Annotated in this window: 10 protein-coding genes and 1 pseudogene; 8 read left to right on the forward strand and 3 right to left on the reverse strand. The window is 71.9% G+C overall.

Features of this window, described 5'->3' with window-relative positions; all coding sequences use genetic code 11:
- From ABZ484_RS26615 to ABZ484_RS26625, 3 genes and pseudogenes are all read right to left on the reverse strand, one after another.
- Nucleotides 1–228: pseudogene (locus ABZ484_RS26615) on the reverse strand (hypothetical protein); the annotation flags it as partial.
- A 392-nt stretch (nt 229–620) separates the two neighbouring features.
- The gene (locus tag ABZ484_RS26620) at nt 621–1733 is read right to left on the reverse strand and encodes an ABC transporter substrate-binding protein (protein ID WP_358868447.1); all 1113 of its coding nucleotides are present in this window, start codon (nt 1731–1733) and stop codon (nt 621–623) included.
- 346 nt (nt 1734–2079) lie between these two features.
- The gene (locus ABZ484_RS26625; protein WP_358868448.1) at nt 2080–6159 is read right to left on the reverse strand and encodes a discoidin domain-containing protein; all 4080 of its coding nucleotides are present in this window, start codon (nt 6157–6159) and stop codon (nt 2080–2082) included.
- 352 nt (nt 6160–6511) lie between these two features.
- Here ABZ484_RS26625 and ABZ484_RS26630 point away from each other — a divergent pair, with 352 nt between their 5' ends.
- From ABZ484_RS26630 to ABZ484_RS26665, 8 genes are all read left to right on the forward strand, one after another.
- Nucleotides 6512–8578 (forward strand): glycoside hydrolase family 27 protein, encoded by a 2067-nt coding sequence (locus ABZ484_RS26630; RefSeq protein WP_358868470.1) that lies wholly within the window; start codon nt 6512–6514, stop codon nt 8576–8578.
- 117 nt (nt 8579–8695) lie between these two features.
- Entirely contained in the window at nt 8696–9985 is a 1290-nt protein-coding gene (locus ABZ484_RS26635; RefSeq protein ID WP_358868449.1) for an ABC transporter substrate-binding protein, read from the forward strand.
- A 1-nt stretch (nt 9986) separates the two neighbouring features.
- The gene (locus tag ABZ484_RS26640; protein ID WP_358868471.1) at nt 9987–10922 is read left to right on the forward strand and encodes a sugar ABC transporter permease; all 936 of its coding nucleotides are present in this window, start codon (nt 9987–9989) and stop codon (nt 10920–10922) included.
- Nucleotides 10922–11770, forward strand: a complete 849-nt coding sequence (locus tag ABZ484_RS26645; RefSeq protein WP_358868450.1) for a carbohydrate ABC transporter permease — start codon at nt 10922–10924, stop codon at nt 11768–11770. The genes ABZ484_RS26640 and ABZ484_RS26645 overlap by 1 nt, the downstream gene beginning before the upstream one ends.
- On the forward strand, nt 11767–13866 hold the full coding sequence (locus ABZ484_RS26650; RefSeq protein WP_358868451.1) for an alpha-galactosidase: 2100 nt from the start codon (nt 11767–11769) through the stop codon (nt 13864–13866). Before ABZ484_RS26645 ends, ABZ484_RS26650 begins: the two co-directional genes overlap by 4 nt.
- A 384-nt stretch (nt 13867–14250) precedes the next feature.
- On the forward strand, nt 14251–14907 hold the full coding sequence (locus ABZ484_RS26655; RefSeq protein WP_358868472.1) for a GntR family transcriptional regulator: 657 nt from the start codon (nt 14251–14253) through the stop codon (nt 14905–14907).
- The gene (gene dgoD / locus ABZ484_RS26660; protein ID WP_358868452.1) at nt 14904–16049 is read left to right on the forward strand and encodes a galactonate dehydratase; all 1146 of its coding nucleotides are present in this window, start codon (nt 14904–14906) and stop codon (nt 16047–16049) included. The genes ABZ484_RS26655 and dgoD overlap by 4 nt, the downstream gene beginning before the upstream one ends.
- Nucleotides 16046–16864, forward strand: coding sequence for a hypothetical protein (locus ABZ484_RS26665; RefSeq protein ID WP_358868453.1), 819 nt, complete (start codon nt 16046–16048; stop codon nt 16862–16864). The genes dgoD and ABZ484_RS26665 overlap by 4 nt, the downstream gene beginning before the upstream one ends.
- Nucleotides 16865–16866 lie beyond the last annotated feature (2 nt).

Consider the following 16866-nt stretch of genomic DNA (forward strand, 5'->3'; position numbering starts at 1 on the left):
GGACTGCTTGATCCAGCCGTCGAGGTTGTTGGCGTAGCCGGTCTTGCCGGTCTTGCCGGTCTGGGTGGTGTGGCTGTCGTGGGCGGAGGCCGTGGTGGCGGTCACCTGCGTGGCTTCGGCGGCCTGTGCGGTGGAGGGCATCAGGGTCAGGGCGGCGGTTGCGGCGCCCGTGGTGGCGATGCCGGTCAGGGCGAGGCGGGCGAGGCGGTTGGTGCGGGTGATCGTCATGCGCAAGGAACTCTCCGGTGGGGGGTCGTCGTCAGGGTGCCGGCCACTGTCGTGGCGGTGGCACGGGGGCGGGGCCCCGGTGCTGCTACCGGCCGGGGGCGGTCGGTGGGGTTCCGTCCTGCCCGGTTGCCGTGCAACGACGACCATGTTTAGCCAGGGTCGGGGTGGGGTGCAAAGGTGTGACGTACTACCCGACATCGGAGAGATGTCCAGAATGTGCCGCTATCAGACCTTGTGGCCACATAGAATCCGGTCTGCCTTCTACGATCCTCGGTAGGATGTGATCTGGCTCCTATGGGTGGCCTCACACTCACAGGCCCCATGCGGGCCCCCACCCGGGCGAGACGCGGTGGTGGGCCTGTGTGAGCGACGAGCGAGGACGATCGGACCTGTCAGCCGGCGTGGAGGATGCGGAAGCGGCCGGGATTCGCCGGATCTCGGTCGACGACTTGGACGGGCGGCCAGGTCCATTGCCACACGCTGATGGCCGGTGCGCGGGAGAACTCGATCCGCCCGCGGGTGCCGTCGACGGCGACGCGCGGCCAGGCTTCGGCGATGCGGGCCCGGTCGGTCCCGTAGGTGCGCAGTACGTCGGTGAGGACGGCGATCGTGTCGTAGCCCTCGAAGGCGACGAAGGAGGGGGCATGGACGAGCCGCGCGCGGAGGGCCTTCTCGACTCGGACACCGAGGGGAGTGAGGTGTCGGGGCAGGTAGCGCAGGAAGGGGATCCCAGTGCCGAGCTCGCCCAGCAGCGTCTCCCATTCGGCGAACTCCGGTTGCCCGGCCGGAGCGCCGATCAGGATGCCGGCGAGACGCCGGTCGCGGCGGACGGACTGGACGACGGGTACGGCCGGCTCGGGGTGGCCGACGAGAAGAAGGAGGGCTGTCGCGCCGTGGTCGGCGAGTGCGTCGCAGACCGCCGTGGGGGTGAGCTCGCTCATGTCCAGTTCGATGACGGTGCCGCCGTGCGGCGCGAGGCAGTCCCGCAGCAGGCGGGTGCCTGAAGTCCAGTAGACACTCGGCTGGGTGGCCACGGCGATGCGGCTGTGGCCGGCACCGCGCAGGAAGTCCGCGTAGATCCGCCAGCCGTGGGACTGCGCCGGGCACAGGCGCGCGACCGCGTCCGTCGGCTCTTCGGTGAGCGCGTCGAGAACCGCCGACGAGCACAGGTACGGCAGCCTGAGCGCGTCGGCCCTGGCCGCGGCCGTGCGAGCGACGACGCTGTGATACTCCCCGGCCAGGGCGGCCACGCCGAAATGCGCCAGTTCGTCCACGGCCGCCGCGGCCCTTTGGGGATCGGCTGCGGTGTCCCGGACCACCAGCTCCAGCGGCCTGCCGCCCAGCCCTCCCGCCTCATTGACATCGCGTACGGCCAACTCCATCCCCGCGATGAGGTGTTGGCCTGCCTCGACCCAGCCGGGGCGAGTCAGGGGCGCGAGAGCGCCGATCCGGACGGATGAACCGTCAGTGCACTGGGCCGCAAGCGACGATGGCGGCGTGTTCATGCGTCGACGTCTCCCGATGTGCCGTTGCGGTGGCAGAGTGCCCGGAGGGCAGGTCAGGGCCCGCGGGGAGTGGGTGTCCGCCGACCTGCCCTGTGATCGTGCAGCGGCAGCCTAACCACACCACTTGGAAAAACCAAGTGAGTTGCCTGGAGTGGGCCGGGAGGGCCGGACGGGGCGAGCAGGGGCTGGCGAGCAGGGGCCGGCGGGTGAGCAGGTGCGGTCCCGCCACGCGTCGGCCCCAGACGCTCGGCGGTGCCCGGGCCCACCGCCGGCCATGGTCCGGACCGGCCGTCATGGGCAGCGCATCACGGCGCCCCGGAGGAGCGTGCAGCTGCGACGATCCCGGCTACGGCCGGCCCACCACCTCGGGCACGTTGTAGCCCTCGGCCTTCAGCCCCGGCCGCGCCGCGTGCGTGCGGCCGGGCCAGGACACCGTGACCGTCCGGGACTCGCCGGGCAGCAGCCACAGGTAGTTGTCGGCGTACTCGGCGGGCAGGACCCGCTGTCCGGAACTCGTGTCCACCAAGGACAGGCGCACCATCGCCGCCACCGACGAACCCCGGTTGGCCACCTTGGCCGTCAGCTCTTGGCGGCCACCGGACCCGCCCCGCGAGCCCATGACGTCCACCGACACCCTGGTTCGCCGCGCCCTGTTCAGCGCCTGCATGGCCTCCGGTGTCCGGTACCGCCAGTACGTGTTCTCGGCGAGTGTCCTCCCGTGCTCGTCCGTGAGCCGCAGGCGCAACAGGTACAGGTCGGGCAGGGAGGAGCCCTTGGGATCGGCGGTGAACGCCTTCGCCGTCGCGGACGCGGCCACGTCCACGGTCGCCTTCTGCTCGCCGGCCACCTGGCGGCCGTCCAGGTCGTACCAGCGCGCGGTCACCGTGGCCCTGTGAAGGGCGCGCGGGGTGTGGTTGACGGCGATGACCTGTCCGTCGACCGGGCTCGCCTGCACGTGCACGGGCTCGCAGGCCTTGCGGGAGCCGTAGTAGGCGCCGTTGACGTCGAAGTCGTAGTCGTACGTCTGCCAGACCGTGCTGTACCAGGCGGGGTGGGACATCCACAGCAGCAGGGCACTCGCGTCGTCCCAGAGCCTGGCGTTCCACGCCTCGAACATGGCTCGGTGGTTCTCGTAGTTCAGGAACTGCGCCTTGCGGCAGAAGTCGTCCAGGTCCTTCGCGGGACCCAGCCGGGACTCGATGGCCGCGCGGTAGTTCTGCGGGGCCTGGTTCCCCCTGGTGCTCCAGTCGTGGTAGTACCAGGCGCCGCCGATGGGCCACTCGGGCTCGTCACCGACCAGGCGGCGCACGGTCTCCGCCGTGGAGACCACGGGCATGCCGATCTCGGTGTGGAAGCCGTAGTTCTTGCTGCCGTAGGTCGAGGCGGAGAAGTACTTCTCGGGCTCCACCCAGCCGTAGGGGCCGCCGCCGGTGACGATGCCGTCGGCCGAGTTGTTCTGGTAGAGCACGCCGGGCGCCCCGGAGCGGACCGCGTCGCGCATGCCGTCGTCGATCGCGGCCGGCGGATTGCCCTCGTTGGCCCCGCACCACACCACGACGCTCGGGTGGATGCGGTAGCGGAGCACGACGTCGCGCGCCGTGCTGTTGAACGCGTCGTGGTCCGGCGGGTCCATGCCCCACGCGTTCGGGAAGTCGTTCCACACCAGGATGCCGTGCTCGTCGCAGCTGGCGTAGAACTCCTCACGGTTGCTGCTGCCGACCCAGTTGCGGACCATCGTGAAGTTCATGTCGCGGTGCATCCGCACCGCCGTGTCCATCCGTTCGGCCGGCATCCGGCGCAGCAGCTCGTCCCAGCCCCAGTTGCCGCCCCGGCAGAACACCCGCACGCCGTTGACGCTGATCTTCAGCGGCGCGATGGAGTTGTCGACCGATGTGACGTCCTTCCAGTCGGTGCCGTCGTCGGAGACCTGGATGGTGTACGTCCGCGCGTACGCCTGCTCCCAGGTGATCGCCACCCGGTCGAACCGCTCCGGGGCACCCAGGTCGAACCGGATCCAGCCGTCGTCCTCGTAGACCGAGGTCCAGCGGGTGTTGACGTCGCCGTCGACCGCGTTGCCGGCGACCGTGCCCTCGCCCTCGGAGGAGGCGGTGGCGGGTGCGCGCGACGCCAGGTTGATGCCCGGTCTGGCGCTGTCCACGACGGCCAGGTCCCACATGGAGAAGCCCCAGCCGGTGGCCCGGGTCCGGCAGAGCACCCGCATGTACCGCGCGGTGACCGCGTCGAACTCGACGTTCTGCATGCTCGCCGAGCCCGAGGTGTGGAACGGCAGCGGCGCGGCGGCGTTGTCCACGTCCTTCACGTCGGTCCAGTCGGCGCCGTCGTCGGAGACCTGCACGGTGTACGTCTTCGCGTACGCCTGCTCCCAGTCGACCGCGATCCGGTCGAAGGAGACCGAGGAGCCGAGGTCGACCTGGACCCACTGCTCGTCGTCGAAGGAGGACGACCAGCGGGTGTCGCCGTCGCCGTCGGTGACGTTGGCCGCTCCGTGCGAGGGGTCGTCGACGGAGGACGCGGTCGCCCTCTTGCCGAGGGCCAGGTCGTTCCCGGGAGTGGAGCTGTCCAGGACCGCCAGGCTCCAGATGGAGCACCCCCACTGGGTGGCGCGGGTGTGGCACAGGAGGCGGACGTAGCGCGCCTTCCGCCGGGCGAAGTCCACGGTCTGGGTGAAGATGTCGCTGCTCCACCGGAAGGTCATCGGGACGGCGCCGTACTCGTAGCCGAACTGGCGTATGCCGAAGCGGGTGGTGCGCCGATCGCTCTCCCGGCCGTCCACGGAGGCGGTCAGCGTGAGGTCGTGCAGGGTCGGTTCGCCGTAGCCGTTGGGCCACCACAGCTGCGGGTCGCGCAGGCGCAGCTGCGGGAAGTCGGCGGGGGCGAAGGTGACGTCGGTGCTCCTGCCGCCGGACACCGTCACGGTCCGGGTGACCTCGACGGCGCCGAACGCCGCGGTGACGGTGACCCGCCTGTCCTGGGAGTCGGCGTTGCGCACCGGGACTACGACGGTCAGCTCGGCGGTGCGGGTGTCGGGCAGGCCCGGCAGCACCGTGTCCACGCGCGGGTCGCCGATCACGGCGGCGCCGGTGGAGCGCAGCCGCACGTGGTTCCAGATGCCGGCCGCGCGGTCGCGCACCGCGGGCATCCAGTCCCAGCCGGAGGAGGCCAGGTACGTGGGGGAGTTGCGGTTCATCATGTTGGCGCCCGCGTCCACGAACGCGAGGCCGGCCGGGCCCTTGTCGGCGGGGCTGCCAGGGAACGGCATCGGGGTGATTCTCACCGCGAGCGCCTGGTCGCCGGGCGCCAGCAGCTCGGTGACGTCGTAGGAGGCACGCGAGAACGGGTTGGTGAAGGCACCGACCTCGGTGCCGTTGAACCAGACCTCGGCCTTGTGGTTGACGCCGTCGAACTCCAGCCAGACGTGCCGGCCCGCGCCGGTCCGCAGACCCCTGGGCAGGGCGAACTCGCGCCGGTACCACCAGGAGTGCCGGGACAGCGCCTCGGGCACGCGCAGATTGTTGAACCCGGCCACCGGGTCGGGCAGACGACCCTGGTCCACCAGCGAGGTCAGCACCGTGCCGGGGACGGTCGCCGGGAGCCAGCGGCTCGTGTCGTGCCCGGTCCGGGACAGCACGGCACCGTCGGCGCCGGCCCGGTCGTCCATCGTCAGGTCCCAGCCGGACTCCAGCGGGACGGTGCCGTCGGCGGCCTGCTTCAGCGGCCCGGGACGCCGCTCGCGCACGCCCCAGTCGGTCCAGCCGGTGACCTCGGGGCGCCGGGTCGGGCAGGTGCCGTACACCTGGAGGCCGTTGAGGCCGAGCGGGTTGGAGTTGGAGCGTTCGGTGACCGTCATCCGCACCCAGCGTGCGCCGACCGCCTTCGGCAGGGTGATCTCCATCTCGCCGCCCTTGCCGGAGTCCGTGCGGTACACCGCCGTCCAGGACCTCCCGTCGCGCGAGGTCTCGATGACGAAGGCCACCGCGCAACTGGACAGGATCTCCTGTCCGGTGGTGTTGTCACGCGGGCTGCCGGTCGGGGAGTCCTTGAAGGGCGGGTCGTCGGAGGTCGCCTCGAACACCAGCCGCAGAGACGAGACTTCGCACAGCGCCTGGAGGTCCACCTTGATCCACTGCGGGTCGCCCGCCGCCGCGCGCCAGCCGCTGCCCCTCACGCCGCGCACCGCGAGACCGTCCACGGCGAACTCGGCGGCCGTCGGGGCGTAGTCGGTGGAGGACACGAAAACCGGTCGGTACGCGGCGAGTTCGGACGGGGCAGTGCCGGCGCCGAGGCGTCCGGTTCCGGCCGCCGCGGCGGAAGCGAGCGGGCCCATGCCGAGCCCGAACCCGGCCAGCAGGGTGGACCCCGCCGCCAGTACGGTACGACGGGACGGCGTGGAGGGCTGATCCGACATGAACAAGGCTCCGATCAGGGAAGACCAGGGAACGAGGGGCCGGTGGACCAGATGGATGACAACGTTGCCAGAATCGCTGACAACGTTGCCGAACACTGCCGCCGCGGCATCGGACTGTCAAGATGTCCGGGCGGCTCCGGCTTTGTTTCTCGTAAATTAGGAATAAATATTGACAGGGTTTCGGTCGGGCGTCACAGTCTTCGCCGTGACGCCGTAGGCCCCTGCTCCGGTGTGGCCCGCGTCACGCATCCCACGTCCCAACCTCTGGGAGAGGCACGTGACTTCACGCCCGCCCGAACACGATCACAGACGCGTCCGGTTCGCCCGGACCGCGCTCGCCGCGGCCACCGCGGTGGCCCTGGCCGCCACCGCGACGCCCTCCGCCCACGCGGCTCCGGCAGCGGACCAGGGCGCGCCCGACTACTACGACAGTGGTCTCGCGCCCACGCCCTACATGGGCTGGAACACCTACTACGGCCTCGGCGCGCCCACCGAGAAGGAGGTGCGCTCGGTCGCGGACAAGCTGGTCAGCAGCGGTCTGCGCGAGAGCGGCTACGACATCGTGTGGCTGGACGGGGGCTGGCAGGCCGACAATCCCCGCGACGCACAGGGGCGGCTGGTCGCCAGTCCCCAGCGCTTCCCGTCCGGCATCCCGGCGCTCGTCGACTACCTGCACGAGCGCGGCCTGCGGGCCGGTATCTACACCGACGCCGGCACCTACGACGGCGGCAAGAGCTGCGGTCTCGGCAGCCGGGGCCACTACGAGCAGGACGCCCGGCAGTTCGCCGGATGGAAGATCGACGCCGTCAAGGTCGACTTCCTGTGCGGCATCTCCGAGAAGCTCGATCCGGGCACGGCGTTCAAGGAGTTCAGCGACGCGGTCGCCAAGTCGGGCCGCACGATGCTCCTGAACCTGTGCAACCCGCTCACCGACGACTGGGGCCTGCCCCACACCCCGGAGCAGGACGCGCACAACACCTACGCCTACGCGCCGACGATCGCGGACTCCTGGCGCACCGGCACCGACATCGCCTGGGGCACCCCGAGCCCCGGCCAGTGGCCCAACGTCCTGCGCAACATGGACGCCAACGCCTGGCACCCCGAGGCCCAGGGCCCCGGCCACTACAACGACCCCGACTACCTGATCCCGACGCGCCGCATGCCCGACGGGAACCTGGAACTGACCGAGGAGGAGTCGACCACCCAGTTCGTCATGTGGGCGGAGATGGGCTCCCCGCTGATCCTCGGCTCCGACCCGCGCACGCTGTCGTCGTCGATGCTCGCCACCCTGCGCAACCCGGAGATCATCGGCGTCGACCAGGACCGCCTCGGCGTCCAGGGCGTTCGCGTGGCCACCGACGCGACCGGCGACGTCTACAGCAAGGTGCTCTCCGGGCACGGCCGCCGCGCGGTCGTCCTGCTCAACCGCTCCGACCAGGCGGCCGAGCGCACCGTGAGGTTCTCCGACGCCGCCCTCGGCGGCCGGGTGAAGGTCCGCGACCTGCGGGCCCGCGCCGACCGGGGTACGCACACCGGGTCGTACACCGTCACCGTCCCCGCGCACGGCACCGCCTTCCTCCGGCTCACCGGCGAGGACGCGCTGCCCGGCCGGAAGCTCGGCCTGCCCGCCACCGCGAGCCCGGCCGCCGTCCGCACCGGCTCGGCGCTGAGCACCTTCGTGCGCGGCCCGCGCGGCACCCTGCTCCAGCGGACCTCCGAGGACGAGGGCAACCGCGTCCGCGACCTCGGCGGCCCGGTCCGCGGCGGCATCCTCGGCCAGCCCGCCGCGTACGCCTCGGCCGGCGGCCGCATCGACGTCTTCGTGCGCGGCGCCGACTCCCGGGTCTACCGGCGCGCCTACACCGGCGGTCACTGGAGCGGCTGGCAGAGCCTGGGCGGCACGGTGGCCGACGCCCCGAGCGTCGCCTTCACCGATCCCGTCCACTGGACGCTGTTCGCCACCGGCGCGGACGGCCAGGTCGTCCAGCGCGGCGCGAACACCGGCTGGACCTCGCTCGGCACGCCCGGCAGCCGCCCGGCGTACGGCAGGCCGTCGGCGGCCGTCGACTCCGAGGGCCGCGTCCACGTCGCCGTGCGCTCCGCCGCCGACGACGTCTGGACCCGGACCCGCTCGGCGGGCGGCACGTGGTCCGACTGGACCTCGGTCGGCGGCACGGTCAGCGGCAGCCCGACCCTCGTCGTCTCCGGCGGCAGCGTGCTGCTCTACGCCCGCGCCGGCGACTACACGCTCTGGCAGCAGCGGTACGACGCCGGTGCCTGGCAGGGCTGGAGCAAGCGCGAGGAGTTCCCGAGCGCCGCGTTCGACGGCTCCCTCGGCGCCGTCGCGGGCCCGGACGGCACCGTCGACGTGGTCTACCGCGGGGTCGACGGCATGGTCCATCACACCCAGTTCAAATAAATTAGTAATTAATCTTGACGTGGCGTGAGTGTCACGCGAACCTTGATCCGCCGCGACGGGGCCGCGCCCGGCCCCCGGCCGCACGGCCCCGCCGCGCGAATCCACAGGGAGCCCTTCATGACGAACCTTCAGACGAGCCGCCGGCGTTTCCTCGCCGGACTCGGTGCCACCGGGACGGCGGCTCTGCTCAGCGGCTGTGTCACCTCCTCCTCCGACGCCAAGTCCCCCGCCAAGGGACCGGTGACCCTCCAGTCGAACCTCTCGGCGCCGCAGGCCAAGGCCGCGATGGAGGACCTGACCGCCGCCTACGCCAAGAAGGGGTCCGAGCGCGTCAGCCTCAACACCGTCGCCGCCGAGACCTTCCGCACCCAGCTTCCGACGTACCTCACGTCCGCCAACCCGCCCGACGTCTACACGTGGTATCCCGGCTCGGTCGCCGACGCCTACGCCAAGAAGAACCTGCTGCTCGACCTCGACGACGTCTGGGCGTCCTCGCCCGACCTCAAGCGCTACTCCAAGGCGCTGAACTCGCTGTGCACCTCCAGCTCCGGCAAGAAGGTGTTCGTGCCCTCCACCTACTACTGGTGGGGCATGTTCTACCGGAAGTCCAACTTCGCCAAGTGGGGCGTCGAGGAGCCCAAGACCTGGGACGAGTTCCTCGACCTGTGCGACAAGCTCAAGTCGAAGGGTGTCGCCCCCATCGGCCTCGGCGCCGGCGGCAACACCCCCTGGGTCGCCTCCGCCTGGTTCGACTACCTGAACATCCGCATCAACGGCGCCGAATACCACCGCAAGCTGCTCGCCGGCAAGCACCGCTTCGACGACCGCGAGGTGCGCAAGGTCTTCGACCGCTGGGCCGAGGTCCTGCCCTACTTCGACCCCAACGGCACCGCCGTCGCCTTCCAGGACGCCACCACCGCGCTGCTCAACGGCCGCTCCGGCATGATGCTCATCGGCACCTTCTTCGCCGACGCGGCGCCCAAGGACGCCCTGGACGACATCGACTTCTTCCGCTTCCCGGTCATCGACCCCAAGGTGCCGCTCGCCGAAGAGGCCCCCACCGACGGCTACTTCGCCAGCGCCCGCAGCGGACGCGCCCAGCAGGTCGGCGACCTGATGAAGTACCTCGCCACCGCCGAGGCCCAGGAGATCTACATCAAGGGCTCCTCCGGCACCGTTCTGCCCTGCCACCCCGACGCCAAGGACGCCGGCACGCCCCTGGTGAAGAAGGGCCGCGCGCACATCGAGTCCGCCGCCGAGATCACGCAGTTCTTCAACCGCGACTCCAGTGACGCCCTCCAGCCCACGGCCGACACCGCGCTCACCAAGTTCATCGCCAAGCCCAAGGACATCGGCTCCATCCTCACCACCTGGCAGCGCGACGCACAGAAGATCTGGAGTGCCTGAGGTGGCAGTGCTCACCACCGCGCGTAAGACCCCGGCCGTCACACCGCCCAGCGTCGGGCGCGGCCGGGGACCCGTCCGCCGCACCCCGCCGCTCGTCCTCGCGTTCGTCCTCATACCCCTGCTCGCCGAGGCACTGTGGGTCTTCTGGCCCGCCCTCCAGGGCTTCTACCTCGCCCTCACCTCCTGGGACGGCGTCTCCCCGCCCCGGTTCGTCGGTCTCGGCAACTTCCAGGAGATGGTGCACGACGAGGTCTTCCGGACCGCCGCGATCGACACCGTCCTGTGGCTGGTGCTGTTCGGCGGACTGTCGGCGATCCTCGGCCTGGCCGCCGCCCTGCTGCTCCAGCAGGAACGCCGCGGCGTCGGCTTCTACCGCGCCGCCCTCTTCCTGCCCGTCGTCTTCTCCCTGGTGGCGACCGCCCTCGTCTGGCAGGCCATCTACCAGCCCGACGGCGTGCTCAACCAGATCCTCCAGGGCGTCGGCCTCGGAAGTCTCCGCCACGCATGGCTCGCCGACCAGGACACCGCCCTGTACGCGGTGATCGTGCCCGCCCTGTGGCGCCAGATCGGCTACGTCATGGTGCTCTACCTGGCCGGCCTCAAGGGCATCGACCCCTCGCTGTACGAGGCGGCCAAGGTGGACGGCGCCGGACGATGGCAGCGCTTCCGGCACGTGACGCTTCCGCAGCTCCGCAGCGTCAACGCCGTCGTGCTGTCCGTCATCATCATCGACTCGCTGCGCTCCTTCGACGTCGTCTGGTCGCTCACCCGAGGCGGCCCCTACCACTCGTCCGAACTGCTGAGCACCTACATGTACTCCACAGCCTTCCAGTCCCTGCGGCTCGGCTACGGCTCCGCGCTCGCCGTCGTCATCTTCTTGCTGGCCTTCGGCGTCATCTGCTCCTACCTCGTCCGCGCGTTCCGGGAGGCCGACTGATGTCCGCCGACTCGACCGCCCTGAAGCGCAGGCGGGCCGCGACCGCCGGATTCCACCTCGGCGCCGGACTGCTGGCCACGCTCTGGCTGCTGCCCATCGTCCTGGTCCTCGTCACCAGCCTGCGCTCGTTCGACGACATCGCCGCCAACGGGCTCGGCAGCCTCCCGCACTCCTTCACCCTCGGCAACTTCCGCCAGGCCTGGGTCGACGGCGGCCAGCAGCGCGCCCTGATCAACAGCCTCGTCGTCACCGTCCCCTGCGTGCTGATCACCCTCGCGCTCGCCGCCATGGCCGCGTTCGCCCTCAGCCGCTACGAGCTGCCATTGCGCCGCACCCTGCTGCTGCTCATGCTCGGCGGCAACCTGCTGCCCCCGCAGATCCTGCTGATCCCGGTGTCCAAGCTCAGCGAGATCATGGGCATCTACGACACCCTGCCGGCCCTCATCGGCGTGCAGATCGGCTTCGGAGTCGGCTTCTACGTCTTCGTCCTGCACGGCTTCATGCGGGCCATCCCCAACGAGATCCAGCAGGCCGCCGTCGTCGACGGCGCCGGCCCCTGGCAGATCTTCTGGCGGATCATCCTCCCGCTCACCCGCCCCGCGCTCGCCGCCCTCGGCGCGCTCGCCTTCACCTGGATCTTCAACGACCTGCTCTGGGCCATCACCGTCCTGCGCAGCGACACGAAGATGCCCATCACGGCCGCTCTGATCGGCCTTCAAGGACAGTACGTCTCCATGTGGAACGTGATCGCGGCCGGCTCCGTCATCGCCGCCGCCCCCACGGTGGCCGTGTTCCTGCGGTTCCAGCGCCACTTCGTGGCCGGCCTCAACCTCGGAGCGGTGAAGTGACCTCCTACGAACGCTGGACCCTGCGCACGGAGCACACCAGCTACACGGTGCGGCTCTCCCCGGACGGCCCCTGGGCGGAACTCGACGCCTGGGGACCCCTGGGCGCGGAGGACGGCCCCTCCGCCCTCGACTGGTCCCGGCGCACCCACTTCATCACCCCGGCCGACGCCGCCCCCGCCGAGTACCTGCCGCAGGGCCTGCGCCCCTTCACCGGCGCCGACCTCGTCGTCGGGCACTCCGGGGACCAGCGCGGCGTATGGTGGGAGTTCACCGGGGCCGAACAGGACGCGGACGGCCTGCGCCTGGCGTTCACCGACGAGGTCGCCGGACTGCGCACCCTCCTGTGCTACGCCACCGTGCCCGGCACCGACGTCGTCCTGCGCTGGACCGAGCTGACCTGCACCGGCGACGGTGAACTCCGCCTGGAACGCCTCGACTCGGGCGCGGTCACCGTCCCCGTCGCCGACGGCGCCCGCCTCACCTACCTCACCGGGCAGTGGTCGCAGGAGTTCACGCGTACCCAACTCCACCTGGCGCGCGGCACGTTCACCATGGGCAGCACCCAGGGAGTCCCCGGCCACGCCTACGCCCCGTGGCTCGCCGTCCAGGACGCGGCCCTGCCCGACGACGGCACCGCCCCGACCTACGGCATCGCCCTCGAGTGGTCCGGCAACTGGCACATCACCGCCGAGGCCGAACCCGGCGGCGCCGTCCGCGTCCGCGCCGGCCGCGTCCCGCACGAGGGCGCCGTGGTCCTCCAGCCCGGCCAGACCCTCACCACACCGCGCCTGGCCTGCGCGTTCAGCCCCGAGGGGACGGACGGCCTCGCCCGTGTCTGGCACCGCTACGAGCGACACCTCGGCGGCGACCGCCTGCACCGCACCCGCAAGGTCCTCTACAACTCCTGGGAGGCCACCGGCTTCGACGTCGACGCGGCCGGCCAGCTGGAACTCGCCAAGGTGGCCGCCGAGATCGGCGCCGAACTGTTCGTCGTGGACGACGGCTGGTTCACCGGCCGTACCGACGACACCGGCGGCCTCGGCGACTGGTACCCCGATCCGGCGGAGTTCCCGCGGGGCTTCGGCCGGTTCGTGGACGACGTGCGCGCCCTCGGCCTCGGCTTCGGACTGTGGGTCGAACCGGAGGCCGTCAGCCCGAACAGCCGCCTGCACGCCGAACATCCCGACTGGGTCTACCGCGTCGAACACCGACCCGGCCGCCTGGTCCGCAACCAGCTGCTGCTCGACCTCGGCCGTACCGATGTGCAGGACTTCGTGATCGGCACCTTCGACCGACTGCTCACCGAGCACCCGATCGAGTACCTCAAGTGGGACATGAACCGGCCGCCCACCGAGCGCGGACGGCCCGGCGCCGGCCCCGCCGACCGGCTCGACCTGGACGCCGGACACGTCGCCGGATACCTCCGCGTCCTCGACCACCTGCGCACCACCCACCCGCACGTCACCGTCGAGGGCTGCGCCGGCGGTGGCGGACGCGTCGAACACGCCACGCTGGCCCGCACCGACGTGGTCTGGCCCAGCGACAACACCGCGCCCCTGGACCGGCTCGCCATCCAGCACGGCTTCCTGCACGCGCATGCACCGCACGTGATGAGTTCCTGGGTCACCGACTCTCCCGGTGTGTTCGACCCCCGGCCCCGCTCCCTCGCCTTCCGGTTCGTGCTGGCGATGTGCGGCGTCCTCGGCATCGGCGCCGACCTGCGGTCCTGGAACCCGGCACAGCGTGCCGAGGCCGCCCGCTGGATCGCCCGCTACAAGGAGATCAGGGACGTCGTCCACCACGGTGAGGTCCGCCTGCTCGGCACCCCCGATGACCCGACCTGCGGGGTCCAGTACACCGAGGCCCACGGCCCGCGCACCGTCGTCGCCGCGTTCAGCACCGGCGTCCTCGACGGCGCACCACTCGTGCCCGGCCGCCCCGCCCGGCTCCGGCTGCGCGGACTCGACCCGGCCGCCGCCTACCGGGACGAGGACACCGGCACCCGCTACAGCGGCGCTCACCTGCTGCACTACGGTCTGCCGTTCGCCTGGACCGCCGACCACGACGCCCGGCTCGTCGTGCTGACCCGCGGCTAGGGGGTGTCTCGTCGATCGGGCCGGATCAGGGAGCGGGGTCCGGTGCGTGCGGCTGCACGGCGGAGGAGGGAGCCGGTGCGATGGCGGTGCCCCCGCGCGAGCTCGTGCGAGCGTGGGCGAGTCGGCGACCGACGACAACCCCGCCGGGGGTCCGCCCACGCGGTTGAGGCAGTGGGGGAGTGCGTGCCGGGCCCCGCGAGCCCGGCCTGATCCGAACGAAAGACCCTGCGCCCGCACCGGCCCGCTCGGACCCGCCCCCCAGCGACGGTTGTCGGCGGGGGCGTAAGCGGCCCGGCCGCCGTCCTCGGACCGCCCCGGCCGTTTCGGCACCCCTGAGGACGAGACCGCCGCTGACCACCCGTGAACCAGGAAAGGCTCTACGACATGACGCCCTACGCCCGCCGAGGCGTCCACGGCCAGAGCGTGGAGGCACTGGCGCGCCGCATCGTGGGCGGTGAGCTCCCCGCAGGGGCCGCACCCGACCTCGTGGTGCCCCAGAGCGGACTCGACATCGGCCTCACCGCCCTGAACGAGTCCCTGAACGAGTCCCTGAACGTGCCCGCGGCCAAGGACAAAGTCGACGCCCACCGGATGCGAGACACGTCCGTACGGGCCCACGCCGACCGGAACCTCCTCGACGCCGACGTGCCGCGCCGGAAGTTCGAGGGCGGCACCGCCGAGGCCGACCGGCAGCTGCCGCGCACCCTCGGGGAGGCCCGCGCCATCACCGAACCCGCCGACGTACGGCGCCCCGACGCCGGCCTCCCCTTCCACCGCGCACTGCTCGCCGCCACCCACGACGCACTCCTCGAACACAGGGAGGCGGTCATCGAGTCCAGCCTCGCCCGTCACGACCGGAGCGTGCACGGCTCCCCGCGCAGTGTGCACTCCGTCCCCGCCCACCGGGCCGTCCCGGACGCCGTACGGGACCGCGAACCGCCGGTCGCCGAGGCCGCCACGCGCGACCTGTCCGACCAGGCCGGCCGCGACCCGGACCGGGTCGACACTCCCGACGACACGAAAGGCAACGGCGGCACGTGAAGATCGCTCGCATCGAAACCTTCCTGGTCCCACCGCGCTGGCTGTTCTGCCGCGTCGAGACCGACGACGGCGTGGTCGGCTGGGGCGAACCCGTGGTCGAGGGCCGGGCCGAGGTCGTCGGCAGCGCCGTCGAGGTCCTCTCCGAGTACCTGATCGGCCAGGACCCGCTGCGCATCCAGGACCACTGGCAGGTCCTCACCAAGGGCGGCTTCTACCGTGGCGGCCCCGTCCTGTCCAGCGCAGTCGCCGGACTCGACCAGGCCCTGTGGGACATCGTCGGCAAGACCTACGGCGCCCCCGTGCACGCACTGCTCGGCGGCCCCGTCCGCGACAGCGTCCGTGTGTACGCCTGGGTCGGCGGCGACGAACCCGCCCAGCTCACCGAGCAGATCACCGAACAGGTCGAGGCGGGCTTCACCGCCGTCAAGATGAACGCGGCCGGACCCACCTCGCCCGTCGCCACCGCCGCCGAGACCGCCGCCGTCGTGGCCCGCGTGGCCGCCGCCCGTGACGTGCTCGGCCCGGACCGGGACGTCGCCGTCGACTTCCACGGGCGCTTGGGCGCCGCCTCGGCCCGCCGCGTCCTCGCCGAACTCGCCCCGCTGCACCCGATGTTCGTGGAGGAACCCGTCCTGCCCGAGCAGAGCCACCTGCTGCCCGGCCTGGTCGCCGCCAGTCCCGTGCCGCTCGCCACCGGCGAACGCCTCTTCTCCCGCGCCGAGTTCCTGCCCGTGCTGAACGCCGGCATCGCCGTCGCCCAGCCCGACCTCTCGCACGCGGGCGGCATCTCCGAGGTCACCCGCATCGCCTCCCTCGCCGAGACGTACGGCGCACTGCTCGCCCCGCACTGCCCGCTCGGCCCCATCGCGCTCGCCGCCAGCCTCCAGGTGGCCTTCGCCACCCCCAACTTCCTCATCCAGGAACAGAGCCGCGGCATCCACTACAACAAGGACGCCGACCTGCTCTCCTACGTCGTCGACCCCGAGCCGTTCCGCTTCACCGCCGGACAGGCCCACCGGGGCGACGCGCCCGGCCTCGGCGTCACCGTGGACGAGAACGCCGTACGCGCCGCCGACCGCACCGGGCACACCTGGCGCAACCCGGTGTGGCGGCACGCCGACGGCTCGTTCACGGAGTGGTGAGCGTGCCCCTCGCCTACACCACCGACCCCGCGCACGGCGGACGCTGGACCTCGCTGCGCGCCGCCGACCGCGAATGGCTGTGGCACCGACCGGATCCCGCACGCGAAAACGTCGCACCCGGCGACGCCTTCGTGGACGCGGGCGGCCTGGAGGAGTGCGTCCCCACCGTGCGCGGCACGCCCGACCACGGCGACGCCTGGTCCCGGCCCTGGACCCGCGACGGCGGCACCGAACGCGTCGACTGCGGCGCCTTCACCCTCGCCCGCACCGTCCGGACCACCGCCGACGGCGTCGAGGCCGACTACACGCTCACCGCCGATCCCGGCTACCGCTTCGTATGGGCCGCCCACGCCCTGCTCGACCTCTCCGAACGGGCCGAACTCCGGGCCCGTACGGGCACACCCACCCGCCTCTTCCCGGAGGCGGCGCCACTGCTCGACGGCCCCTGGGCGGACGGCGACCCCTGGGTGGAGGGTGCCTGGCCCGCACCGCGCGGACTGCGCCTGGACCGGTTCGGCCCCGACGACGGCAGCGCGGCCGGCGCCGTCCTCGCCGACGGCCGGGTCTGCGTCCATGACGGACCCGACCGGCTCGCCCTCGCCGTCGAGGCCGCAGGACAGCCGGTGTCCGTCGCACTGTGGCGCAACCTGGGCGGCTTCCCCCAGCAGGACCCTTACCGCAGCACAGGGGTGGAACCGATGCTGGGCCGCACCTTCGACCTCGCCGAGGCCGGCCCCGACGACGCGGCCCGCGTCCCCGCCTCCGGCGAGGTCCACTGGCGGCTCGTCCTGACCGCAGGCTGCCGTTGCCCCTGACC

The sequence above is a fragment of the Streptomyces sp. NPDC006393 genome (assembly GCF_040628575.1).
In the GTDB taxonomy this organism is placed as follows: Bacteria; Actinomycetota; Actinomycetes; order Streptomycetales; family Streptomycetaceae; genus Streptomyces.

Coding starts and splice junctions, on each gene's coding strand:
- ABZ484_RS26620 (WP_358868447.1), bottom strand. CDS start 1,733: ATGAACACGCCGCCATCGTCGCTTGCGGCCCAGTGCACTGACGGTTCA.
- ABZ484_RS26625 (WP_358868448.1), bottom strand. CDS start 6,159: ATGTCGGATCAGCCCTCCACGCCGTCCCGTCGTACCGTACTGGCGGCG.
- ABZ484_RS26635 (WP_358868449.1), top strand. CDS start 8,696: ATGACGAACCTTCAGACGAGCCGCCGGCGTTTCCTCGCCGGACTCGGT.
- ABZ484_RS26645 (WP_358868450.1), top strand. CDS start 10,922: ATGTCCGCCGACTCGACCGCCCTGAAGCGCAGGCGGGCCGCGACCGCC.
- ABZ484_RS26655 (WP_358868472.1), top strand. CDS start 14,251: ATGACGCCCTACGCCCGCCGAGGCGTCCACGGCCAGAGCGTGGAGGCA.